This is a genomic window from Rhizobium sp. O111 (genome assembly GCF_055616315.1).
In genome coordinates, this window is sequence record NZ_JBSHXL010000002.1 from 541,610 (window position 1) to 552,728 (window position 11,119).

Sequence of the window (11,119 nt, forward strand, 5' to 3'; positions counted from 1 at the left end):
CAAACAGCATGACCACCGTCACCACAATCGAAAGGCCGGGGGCTGCCACATCGGCCGGTATAGGCCAGATCGGCCTTCTCGCCATGGCCGCGGCCAGCGGCATCGCCGTCGCCAACATCTATTATAACCAGCCGATGCTCGGGATCATCGAAGCCGATTTTCCCGGTCAGTCCGCCACCGGGCTGATCCCGACCGCGACCCAACTTGGCTACGCGCTCGGACTGTTCCTGTTGCTGCCGCTCGGCGATCTCGTGCACCGCCGGCGTCTGATCATCGGCCAGTTCCTGATACTCGCGGTGGCGCTGGCGCTAGCGGCGATCGCACCCACGGCCTGGACACTGGTTGCGGCGTCTCTCGTCGTCGGTGCGAGCTCTACCGTCGCCCAGCAGATCGTGCCCTTCGCGGCCTCGCTGGCATCGCCCGAAAAGCGCGGTGCCACGATCGGTACCGTGATGGCGGGCGTGCTCTCGGGCATCCTGTTCAGCCGCACCCTGTCAGGCTTTGTTGGAGAGCATGCCGGCTGGCGCGCGATGTTCTGGGTCGGCGTCCCGATGGCGCTCGTGGCAGCAGCCATGATGTTCGCCACCTTGCCGAACCATCGCCCGACCTCGCGCATGCGCTATCACACCGCGATCCGTTCGCTCGCCCATCTGTGGAAGCGGCATCCGGCGCTGCGCACGGCGACCTTCGTGCAGGCAGCGCTCTTCGCGTCGTTCACCAGCTTCTGGACCATCCTGGCGCTTTATCTGCAGGGTCCGCGTTTCGGGCTCGGTGCTGATGTCGCGGGTCTGTTCGGTATCGTGGGCGCGGTCGGCGTCTTCGCGGCGCCGGTGGCCGGACGCATCGCGGACAAACGCGGCCCGCATTTCGTGGTGTGGCTCGGCGCTCTTTTGACGCTTGCGGCCTGGATCGTCTTCGGCCTGTGGTGGTCGATCGCCGCTCTGATCATCGGCGTCATCGTGCTTGATTTCGGCATTCAGAGCGCGCTGGTCTCGAACCAGCATATCATCTACGCGCTGGACCCCGAGGCCCGCAGCCGGCTGAACACCATCTTCATGACCGGCATGTTTCTCGGCGGTGCCGCCGGATCGGCACTTGCGACCCTTGCCTGGGGCTATGGCGCATGGCCGGCCGTAACTGTTCTCGGCGGATTGCTCGCCATCGTGTCTCTCGGCGTCCGGCTGCTCGATCACCGGGCACAGCCGAAGGCGGTGGCCAAACATCTCTAGGCGAGACCTCAACGCGCAAGGAAAAAGCGCCAGCCGTGCTTGCGGCTGGCGCTTTCGATTCAATTAAACGTGAAAGTCAACCTTCGATCTGAAGGTTGGCGTCTCGCGCCGCCGCGATCAGGGCCTGCCTCGCGTGCCCGCCGCCGCGCTTTCCTTCGAGCACCGCGGCGCAGGCCTTGAGCGCGCGAACAAAGGATTCACCGGTCAAAACCGGCCATTTGTCGGCCAGCAGCCAGGCCGCGTCGCGCGTGCTTTTCACCACGTATTTCACGGAGCCAATCGCGATTGTGAGTGGTCTCTTCCAGAGCTTTTCATCAGTCATGCATCACCTCATCGGCGGCCTAAACGCGGGCCGGAGGATTTGGTTCCGATGCCAATGTCAGATGAGGCGATGCTGATATAGCGACCGGTCGACGACCATCGTGTCGCGCAAAAATCACCGGGCGACGCATTGGGGGCGTTCCATGGCGTTTTTGTTCATCGCACCCGGCGTCGTTTTGAGGGAAGATCGGCCTTTCTCTTGTTTGGTGGTGCAGATCGATGGCTTCGCAGGATCCCCTACTTCAACCATTCCAATTGAAGCATTTGACGCTGAAGAACCGGCTGATGTCGACCGCGCACGAGCCGGCTTATTCCGAAGACGGCATGCCGACCGATCGCTACCGGCTCTATCATCTCGAAAAGGCCAAGGGCGGCATCGCGCTGACCATGACGGCGGGCTCGGCGGTCGTCTCGCCGGATTCCCCACCGGCATTCGGCAACCTGCACGCCTATCGCGACGAGATCGTACCATGGCTGAAGCGGCTTTCCGACGACTGTCACGAGCACGGCACGGCCGCGATGATCCAGCTCACCCATCTCGGCCGCCGCACCGGCTGGAACAAGGGCGACTGGCTGCCGGTGCTGGCGCCAAGCCCCATCCGCGAACCCGCCCACCGCGCCTTTCCCAAGGAGGCGGAAGAGTGGGATATCGAGCGGATCGTCGATGATTACGTCTCGGCGGCTCAACGCATGCAGGCCGCCGGCCTCGATGGGATCGAGTTCGAGGCCTACGGCCACCTGATGGACGGCTTCTGGTCGCCCGCCACGAACCTCCGCGAGGACGAGTTCGGCGGCGGGCTTGAAAACCGCATGCGTTTTTCGACGATGGTCACTGAGGCTGTGCGCAAGGCGGTCGGTCCCGATTTCATCGTCGGCATCCGTCTTGTCGCCGACGAGCAATGGGACAAGGGCCTGTCACGCGAAGAGGGCGTGGAAATCGCGAGACGGCTCGTCGCCGGCGGGTCGATCGATTTTCTGAATGTCATCCGCGGCCATATCGACAGCGACGCGGCGCTCAACAACGTCATCCCCATCCAGGGCATGCCGTCCGCGCCGCATCTGGATTTCGCCGGCGATATCAGGGCCGCGACGAAATTCCCGGTCTTCCACGCCGCCCGCATCTCCGACGTCGCGACGGCCCGTCACGCAATCGCCGAGGGCAAGCTCGACATGGTCGGCATGACGCGTCCCCATATCGCCGATCCGCACATCGTCAGAAAGATCGAAGCCGGCGAGGAAGCGCGCATCCGCCCTTGTGTCGGCGCGACCTACTGTCTTGATCGCATTTACGAGGGCGGCGAGGCGCTCTGTATTCACAATGCGGTGACGGGCCGCGAAACGGAACTGTCGCACGAGATCGCGCCGGCCGCGTCGCGGCGACGGGCGGTCGTCGTGGGTGCGGGGCCGGCCGGGCTCGAAGCCGCGCGTGTGCTGGCTGAGCGCGGCCACAAGGTCGACATCCTGGAGGCGAGCGGCGAGGCGGGCGGTCAGATCAATCTGCTGGTCCGCAATCCAAGGCGGCGCGAGATGGTCGGGATCATCGACTGGCGTCTGGAGGAACTCGAGCGGCTCGGTGTCACGATCCACTACAACGTCTTTGCTGGTGGCGACGACGTTCTGGCCTTGGAGCCTGATCTGGTGGTGGTGGCGACAGGCGGCATTGCCCAATCCCCGGCGCTCGATACCGGCGATGAACTTGTCACCTCGACATGGGATATCCTGGCCGGCTCGACGAAGCCGGGCGAGACCGTGCTTCTCTTCGACGACAACGGCGCCCATCCCGGCATGTCGGCGGCCGAAGTGATCGCGAGTGCCGGCGCCGAGCTGGAGCTTGTGTCGCCAGAGCGCTTCTTCGCGCCGGAGATCGGCGGCATGAACCATGTGCCCTACGCCAAGGTCTTCGCCGAGAAGAACGTCAAGGTCACGATCAACACACGGCTGAAGTCCGTGCGCCGCGATGGGAACCAGCTGGTCGCCGTTCTCGGCTCCGACTACGCCGAAGCGACGACGTGGGAGCGCCGGGTGTCGCAGGTGGTGGTCGAGCACGGCACCATGGCCAATGGCGATCTCTATTTCGAGCTGAAGCCGCTGTCGCGCAATCTGGGGGCGGTCGACTACGGCGCCTTGATCGCGAGACGGGCGCCCTTGCGCCAGCGCAATCCGGAGGGCCGCTTCGATCTCATTCGAATCGGGGACGCCGTTGCGAGCCGCAATATCCACGCCGCGATCTACGAAGCCTTCCGCTTCGCATCACTTCTTTGAGATCAGGTGCGACAAGGATGATCTTATTGCGACTGTCGTTACATGAGGACATTGAAAGAAAGCTCCAATGCGCCATTTTTTGACGCAATCGGAATGGCGCATGCCGGGCCAATGACGGCTCAATGGGGAGGCTGGCGGACGCGGTGCTGCCGGCGCCCGGGTTCACGTTGCACCGCGACCAGAGGGAACAAGAAAATGAAAATGCTTTTGGCTTCCACCGTCCTCGCCGCCGGCCTGCTTGGCCTTGGCGGTGCTGCATCCGCCGCCGAATGTGGTGATGTCACCATCGCCAACATGAATTGGCAGTCCGCTGAAGTGGCGGCAAACGTCGACAAGCTGATCCTTGAGGCAGGTTACGGCTGCAAGGCCGAACTGGTTGTCGGCGATACCGTTCCGACGCTCACCTCCATGGCCGAAAAGGGCCAGCCCGACATCGCGCCCGAGGCCTGGGTCAGCCTACAGCCCGAGATCGTCAACCGCGGCCTGACCGACGGCAAGTTCATCAAAGCCGCGAAGATTCTCTCCGATGGCGCCATCCAGGGCTGGTGGATCCCCAAGTATTTCGCCGACGCGCATCCTGACGTGAAGACGATCCCCGACCTGATGAAGCATCCGGAGCTTTTCCCGGCGCCTGAAGACAAGAGCAAGGGCGCCGTCTTCAACGGCCCGCAGGGCTGGGGCGGCACTGTCGTGACCGCGCAGCTCTTCAAGGCTTACGGTGGCGACAAGGCCGGCTTCACGCTCGTCGACACCGGCTCTGCCGCCGGCCTCGATGGCTCGATCGCCAAGGCCTACGAAGCCAAGCAGCCATGGGTCGGCTACTACTGGGCGCCGACGGCACTCCTCGGCAAGTACGAGATGGTGAAGCTCGGCTATGGCGCCGAATATGACGCCGCCGAATGGAAACGTTGCACCTCGGTTGCCGATTGCGCCGATCCGAAGGAAAACGCATGGCCGGCGGACAATGTCGAGACGCTGGTCACCAAGACCTTCGCCGATCGCGCCGGCCCCGATGTCGTCGGCTACCTCAACAAGCGCGCCTGGACCAACGACACCGTCAACAAGCTGATCGCCTGGATGTCGGACAACCAGGCCAGCGGCGAAGAAGGCGCAAAATACTTCCTGAAGAACAATGAAGCGCTGTGGACCACCTGGGTTTCGCCCGAGGTTGCCGCCAAGATCAAGGCTTCGCTCTAAGCATCGCATCGACAGCGGGCGGCCCGGTTACGGATGGCCGCCCGCTTACACACCGGCGAGACGGCCAACAATAATCAACGCCGCCGCCGATTTTGTCATGGGGAACCGACATGGATTGGCTCTGGAAATTTCCGTCGATGGACGAGGATATGCTGCGCGCCTTGAAGAAGAGCGTGGACGAAGGCTTTCGCGCCTTCACCCGCGGCTACGGCAGCGGCATCGAAAATCTGTTCAGCCCGCTGCAAAGCTTTCTGATCTGGGCTGAACGCCTGATGACGGGCATGCCATGGCCGCTGGTGATCGCGCTCATCGGCGCAATCGCGTGGCTGGCGACGCGCAGCTGGCGGATCGTCGTCGGCTGTATCGTCACACTATTGCTCATCGGCTATTTCGACATGTGGGAAGACACGATGAAGACGGTCTCGATGATCTTCGTCTGCACCGTGCTTTCGATCGCGATCGGCATTCCGATCGGCATCGCCATGTCGCGCTCGGATCGGCTGCAGAAGATCGTCAACCCGATCCTCGACGTCATGCAGACGATGCCGAGCTTCGTCTATCTCATTCCCGTCGTCATGCTGCTCGGTATCGGGCGCGTGCCCGGCGTCATCGCCGTCGTCATCTACGCGCTGCCGCCGATGATCAGGCTCACCAATCTCGGCATCCGCATGGTCGATCGCGACGTGCTCGAGGCAGCCGACGCCTTCGGCTCGTCGAGCTGGCAGAAGCTGCGCAATGTCCAGCTGCCGCTGGCGCTGCCGACGATCATGGCCGGCATCAACCAGACGATCATGATGGCGCTCGCCATGGTGGTCATCGCCTCGATGATCGGCGTTCAGGGGCTCGGACAGCCGGTGTTGAAGGCCATCGCCAACCAGTATTTCACCCTCGGCGTCTTCAATGGCCTCGCCATCGTCGGCATCGCCATCATCTTCGACCGCATCAGCCAGGCTTACGGTCTGCGTCTGCAGAAGCACCGGGAGGTCGTCCATGGCTAGCCAGTCGATCGATATTCGCAGCCTTTACAAGATCTTCGGCCCACGCGCTCGCGATTTCGTCGAGCCCGTCATGCGCGGGATGTCGAAGACCGAGCTCAACCGGGAACATGGCCATGTCCTTGGCCTGAAGGACATCAACATCACCATCCCCGGTGGCGGCATCACCGTCATCATGGGGCTGTCGGGCTCGGGCAAATCCACGCTGATCCGCCACATCAACCGTCTGATCGACCCGACTTCGGGCGAGGTTCGTTACGGCGATGTCGATGTCTGTCGCATGGACAAGGAGCAGCTGCGCCAGTTCCGCCAGAAGAAGACCGCCATGGTCTTCCAGAAGTTCGGCCTGCTGCCGCATCGAAACGTGTTGCAGAACGCCGTCTATGGCCTTGAAATCCAAGGCGTGGGGAAGGGTGAGCGCGAGGAGCGCGCGCAGCACTGGATCAAGCGCGTCGGTCTTGACGGCTTCTCCAACCACTACCCCAATCAGCTCTCCGGCGGCATGCAGCAGCGTGTCGGCCTTGCCCGCGCGCTGACCAACGATGCCGAAATCCTGCTGATGGACGAGGCCTATTCGGCGCTCGATCCATTGATCCGTGTCGACATGCAGACGGTGCTGCTCGACCTGCAGAAGGAGCTGAAGAAGACCGTGGTCTTCATCACCCACGACCTCGACGAAGCATTGCGGCTCGGCGACCGCATCGCCATCCTAAGAGACGGCGAGGTGATCCAGCAGGGCACCTCGGCCGATATCGTGCTCAGGCCCGCCGACGAGTACATCACCGCCTTCGTCAAGGAGGTGAACCGCGCCAGGGTGATCCATGTCGACGCCGTCATGTCGCCGCCGTCAGCGTCGGTGAAGTTCGGCGTTCGTATACCCACCGGCACGACCGTCGAGGAAGCCCTGCGGCAGCTGTCCGCCGCGAACGCATCCTCGGCCTCAGTCGTGTCTGGTGACGGTCAGGAGATCGGCAGCGTCAACATGGGCGAGCTGATCCGCTGCCTCGTCGGTCAGGAGCCGGGCGCATCGCAAACGGCGTCGCCTGCGGCCGTGGCCGAGGCGATGTCGACGATCCCGTGATCGGCGGGCAAACAGCGTTGCATTGAGCTTGAAATATGCGTGGCCGAACAAAATCTCGGCCGCGCATTTTTATTTCAGAACAATCGGTTACGCTTTTAGCATCCAGTTTTGGTCGAAGTCGGCGAATGAGGTGGCGGGAAGCGGGCCGGCGGTCATCAGCGTGAAGTCGAAGGCGGAGCGCAGATCGGAGCCCAGGACGTATTGCCGATGCACGCGCAGGAAATCGCGACGGATCTTGCGATAGTGCTCGCCCGTCAGCATATGGCGCATGCGGATCGTGGCGATCGAGGCCTGCGGGGCGTCGGCATGTCCGCAGAGCGCAACGACACGCGACTTGTAGAAATGGATCACGTCGGTCAGACAGTGGATCTCCAGCCAGAAAATCTGGCGTGCGCGCGCAATCGCGCCAACCCGTGCCCGCAGGCTCCTTGCCGGTCGCAGCAGGGCGCACTGCAGAATGGCGCCGCCGAGAGTGACGAAAACCACCTGCTTGTTGGCGAAAAGCGCGGGCTCTTCCTCGACCAACATGCCGATGACATGGGTGGCAACGCTCGATCCCATGCTGTGCGAGGTTATCAGATATTCGTTGGCATCCTCGCGCAGCGCGTCGCGCACCCGCGCCTTGCACTTGTCGAGCCATTGCACGATGGCGGGATCGTCGAGCTTCGCCAGCGCCACGGCCAGATCCCAGTCCGCGAAGAGATGCAGGGTGTGGAACCTTGCGGCGAAGGGCAGGAAGACAAAGCGGAAGAACATCACGCCAAGCAGCACGCTCCAGAGAAAGTTCCAGCGCTGAAGGCCGAGAAGATAGGGAGCGGCCGCGATCGTGGCGCTCAGCAGAAGGGCCAGCAGAACCAGCGCGAAGGGAAACACGAAGAACAGGCCGAAGCGCCAGGCATGTCGGAAATAGCCGACGAAGCCGCCCTGGAGGATGACGCTGGCGGCGCTGGCATAGCCGGAGGCGAGGCGCTGTAGAAGGCTCTTGTCGCTATATTTGCGCACGAGCTCGTTGTGGTCGAAGACGAACACGCGGCTCGACGTTCTTTCCCCTTGAGAGCCGCAGCTGACGTCGAAGGAACCGCCCTCTTTCAAGGCGCCGACATCGAGGTCGAGATTCCAGGCCTTGGCGCTCAGCTTGGCGGCCCGTGCATAGCGCGCATGGTGGGCCTTTGAATCAAGTGGCTCGAAACCGGGGAAATGCAGAACGACGCGTTTTTCCACCAGCGGATTGGCCACGGGGTTGATGGCAGCTCTTTGACTCAATGTTTGTGACCCTGGCAGCAAATCGGAATGCGACGACCGGCCCTTGTCGGTGGGCCATGTCGTTCTTTACGGACGATGGTGGGCGGCAGACCACTGACATTCTCGGGGGGCGCACCCGTCCAGCCGCAAAGACTGAAACAGAAAACCCTTAAAAAATGAGTGGTCGTTTCGGAAGCTCATCTATGAGCCGATTACGGAAACAACAAGGCCTCTCGCCCTTCTTTCGTCAAAAGCGGCGAGTTGCCGCGCTTGGCTCGACATTTCTTGGGCGTCGGGCGTCATATCGATGGCCGCTTTCTTGCCGCGCATGAAAAATTGCGCGATATTTCAACGGACTGGATTGCGCGAATAGGGGGAGGCTGTTGGTGACCTGCGCCAAGAACATGGTTCAAGGATATCGCGGTTGAAGACGGCGCGGCGGCTTTCAGTTTCCGGCTCGCCGAGGGCGCGCGATCCGTCGGACGCACGTCCAGGCATCAGCCCCGTGGATATCGCCGATCACAACTCGCGAGCCACGCTCGGCCTTCTGCGCCGCTTCGGCCCGCTGACCCGGCAGGAATTGTCACGGCGCCTCGGGCTCACGGAACCGGCGATCGCGGGGATCGTGCAGCGCCTGGCGACTTCAGGCCTAGTCGCGGGGCGCAAGCGCGCCAGCGCGACGCGCTACGCGGCACTCGAGTTCGCGCTCTGTCCCGACGCTGCTTTTTCGCTCGGAATCTCCATTGCTCCGGAGGGAAGCGAGATCGTCGTCATCGACCTTTCCTGTGCGATCCGCGCGCGCATCGGCTTCACCGATGTCGAGGAGATCGGTGAGGCTATCGAGAGCATCCGGCATGTCGCCTCAGGCAAGCTCGTCGGCTGCGGCGTCGCCATCGCGCCGGGAGCGTCCATCGACTGCACTAGCCTTAAGGAGAGCATCCGCGAGAGGTTAGGGCCGCTCTATGTGCTCGACGACAGCGAAGCCGCGATCGGCGCGGAGCGCGCGCTCGGGATCGGCGATCCGGAAGGCGGGCTGGTCACCATCCTGATCGACGAGACTGTTCGCGCGGGGCTTCTCATCGGCGGCCGACCGTTTCGCGGCATTCATGGGCTTGCCGGCCAGATCGGTGACATGCGATCGGGCGTGGATGGCGCGACGCTGAATGAGGTTGCGACATTGCCCTCGCTTGAGCGTCACATGGCGGCCGGACACGCTTCGGCGGATGCGTGGATCACCGTTGCCGCCCGCCACCTTCACGAAGCGGTTCTGGCGATCTCCGGCTTCATCGCGCCAGGCGCGATTCTCATCGGCGGATCGTTGCCCGATGATATTCTGGCGTCCGTGATATCGAGCATGGCGCGGGAGCGGGAAGAGAAAATCCGCGATCTTGTAATCGCCCCGTGGATCCCGGTGGTGCAACCGGCGACCCATGCTAAAGACGGCGTGGTGCTGGGCGCTGCCCTTCGGCCTTTCAACGAGACACTGTTTCCCGCCTGACCGTGTTACCCGGCCGCGACCGCTGGCCATCTCTCCACACTGCTCGCGAGGCCACCGATCGGATTACGGAACCGCTGCGCCGGTTCGGCCGATGGCAGGCCGAGACGATGCGCCAGCGGAATGGCCGCCGCGCCGAGCGCTGCCGCATCCTCCGAGCCGGCCGCGCGATGCAGCGACGGCGCCTTGGCGCCGAGGCGGCCGATCTCTTCGTGAACGTAGAGCAGCAGCTCGTCGATGATGCGGACGGGAAAACGGCCGCCGATCAGAACACCTTCGGGATCGACGATCATGCCGATATGAACGATCGCCTGGGCGATCTTGACGCTGACCTTGCGCAGCCATGCGCTGACGATCGCGCGCCCCGCCGCATCAAGCGTCAGCAGGTCGGCCGGCGTGGAAGCCTCGACACCATTGCGCTTCAGGTGATCGAGCAAGATGAAGAGCGAGAACATCTCGCCGAGCGGCTGCGTGCTGCCGGCGAATGGGCCGTCGTCGAAGAGCACCGGCAGCCAGCCGATCTCGCCGCCGATCCCGCTGGCGCCCCTGTGACGGATACCGTCGATCACAAGACTGCCGCCCAGACAGGCATTCGCGAGGATGTAGAAGAAGCTGCCGATCTCGGTGCCAAGCCCATACTCGATTTCGCCCAGCGCCGCGGCGTTGGCGTCATTGTCGATGAAGACAGGGTGATCGGAGATCGCCTCCAGCGCGCCGCGCACATCGTATCCGCTCCAGCGCCGGTATTCTGGCGGAAAGCCAATAACGGGCACTTCGCCGAGCCAATCCGGGATCGCGAGGCCGATCCCGGCCAGCCGGCTTTCCTCGATGACCTTGCGCCTTCGGAACGAAGAGAGCGCATCGGCCATCAGCGCCACGAAATCATCCGGCAGCAGAAAGCGCGCCTCGTGGTGAATGCGGCCGCGCACGGTGCCGACAGCGTCGACGGCTACGATGGTCAGGTGATCGCGGTCGATATTGGCGCCGATTGAAAACACGCCCTCCGGATCGATCTCCAGTTCGATCGCCGGCTGCCCGCGCAGCCCATGCCGCCGTCGCGCCTCCATGACGAGGCCCTCGTCGAGCAGGCGCTCGACGATCCGTGTGACGGCCTGCTTGGTCAGCCGCGACCGCGCCGCCAGCTCGGTACGCGAAATCGGCCCGCCGCGATGGATCGCGCTCAGGATCATGGCCCGATTGGCCGCCGCCGCCTGCTCAGGATTGGAGCCCGAAACCTGCAACTTGCGTCTTCTCCTCTTAGGTGTCTGGTATGTTGAACCGCCACAAGACCTATCGA

9 protein-coding genes are annotated in these 11,119 nt (G+C 63.3%); 6 read left to right on the plus strand and 3 right to left on the minus strand.

Annotation, left to right across the window (positions count from 1 at the left end; all coding sequences use genetic code 11):
• The first annotated feature begins 8 nt into the window (after positions 1–8).
• Positions 9–1,229: an MFS transporter gene (locus ACVTFQ_RS22050; protein WP_111560415.1), complete on the plus strand. Its 1,221-nt coding sequence runs from the start codon at positions 9–11 to the stop codon at positions 1,227–1,229.
• A 76-nt stretch (positions 1,230–1,305) separates the two neighbouring features.
• Here ACVTFQ_RS22050 and ACVTFQ_RS22055 read toward each other — a convergent pair whose 3' ends face one another.
• Entirely contained in the window at positions 1,306–1,551 is a 246-nt protein-coding gene (locus ACVTFQ_RS22055) for a DUF982 domain-containing protein (RefSeq protein WP_111560414.1), read from the minus strand.
• Between the two features lie 218 nt (positions 1,552–1,769).
• Between ACVTFQ_RS22055 and ACVTFQ_RS22060 the strand changes: the two genes are divergently transcribed.
• The 4 genes from ACVTFQ_RS22060 to ACVTFQ_RS22075 all read left to right on the plus strand — a co-directional run bounded on the left by ACVTFQ_RS22060 (position 1,770) and on the right by ACVTFQ_RS22075 (position 7,085).
• Entirely contained in the window at positions 1,770–3,812 is a 2,043-nt protein-coding gene (locus ACVTFQ_RS22060; RefSeq protein WP_112949369.1) for an oxidoreductase, read from the plus strand.
• Positions 3,813–4,007: 195 nt separating this feature from the next.
• Entirely contained in the window at positions 4,008–5,009 is a 1,002-nt protein-coding gene (locus ACVTFQ_RS22065) for an ABC transporter substrate-binding protein (RefSeq protein ID WP_111560412.1), read from the plus strand.
• Positions 5,010–5,119: 110 nt separating this feature from the next.
• Positions 5,120–6,007, plus strand: a complete 888-nt coding sequence (locus ACVTFQ_RS22070; RefSeq protein ID WP_018901608.1) for an ABC transporter permease — start codon at positions 5,120–5,122, stop codon at positions 6,005–6,007.
• A complete protein-coding gene (locus ACVTFQ_RS22075; protein WP_112949368.1) occupies positions 6,000–7,085 on the plus strand; it encodes a quaternary amine ABC transporter ATP-binding protein in 1,086 nt (361 codons plus the stop codon). Before ACVTFQ_RS22070 ends, ACVTFQ_RS22075 begins: the two co-directional genes overlap by 8 nt.
• 87 nt (positions 7,086–7,172) lie before the next feature.
• On the opposite strand, the gene ACVTFQ_RS22080 is transcribed toward ACVTFQ_RS22075, so the two are convergent.
• Positions 7,173–8,348: a hypothetical protein gene (locus tag ACVTFQ_RS22080; protein WP_413391922.1), complete on the minus strand. Its 1,176-nt coding sequence runs from the start codon at positions 8,346–8,348 to the stop codon at positions 7,173–7,175.
• Between the two features lie 403 nt (positions 8,349–8,751).
• On the opposite strand from ACVTFQ_RS22080, the gene ACVTFQ_RS22085 reads away from it, so the two are divergent.
• Positions 8,752–9,825: an ROK family transcriptional regulator gene (locus tag ACVTFQ_RS22085; RefSeq protein WP_413391923.1), complete on the plus strand. Its 1,074-nt coding sequence runs from the start codon at positions 8,752–8,754 to the stop codon at positions 9,823–9,825.
• 5 nt (positions 9,826–9,830) lie between these two features.
• Here ACVTFQ_RS22085 and ACVTFQ_RS22090 read toward each other — a convergent pair whose 3' ends face one another.
• On the minus strand, positions 9,831–11,012 hold the full coding sequence (locus ACVTFQ_RS22090; protein WP_413391930.1) for an ROK family transcriptional regulator: 1,182 nt from the start codon (positions 11,010–11,012) through the stop codon (positions 9,831–9,833).
• Between the last annotated feature and the right edge of the window lie 107 nt (positions 11,013–11,119).

Coding starts and splice junctions, on each gene's coding strand:
- ACVTFQ_RS22060 (WP_112949369.1), top strand. CDS start 1,770: ATGGCTTCGCAGGATCCCCTACTTCAACCATTCCAATTGAAGCATTTG.
- ACVTFQ_RS22090 (WP_413391930.1), bottom strand. CDS start 11,012: ATGATCCTGAGCGCGATCCATCGCGGCGGGCCGATTTCGCGTACCGAG.
- ACVTFQ_RS22050 (WP_111560415.1), top strand. CDS start 9: ATGACCACCGTCACCACAATCGAAAGGCCGGGGGCTGCCACATCGGCC.
- ACVTFQ_RS22055 (WP_111560414.1), bottom strand. CDS start 1,551: ATGACTGATGAAAAGCTCTGGAAGAGACCACTCACAATCGCGATTGGC.
- ACVTFQ_RS22065 (WP_111560412.1), top strand. CDS start 4,008: ATGAAAATGCTTTTGGCTTCCACCGTCCTCGCCGCCGGCCTGCTTGGC.
- ACVTFQ_RS22075 (WP_112949368.1), top strand. CDS start 6,000: ATGGCTAGCCAGTCGATCGATATTCGCAGCCTTTACAAGATCTTCGGC.
- ACVTFQ_RS22070 (WP_018901608.1), top strand. CDS start 5,120: ATGGATTGGCTCTGGAAATTTCCGTCGATGGACGAGGATATGCTGCGC.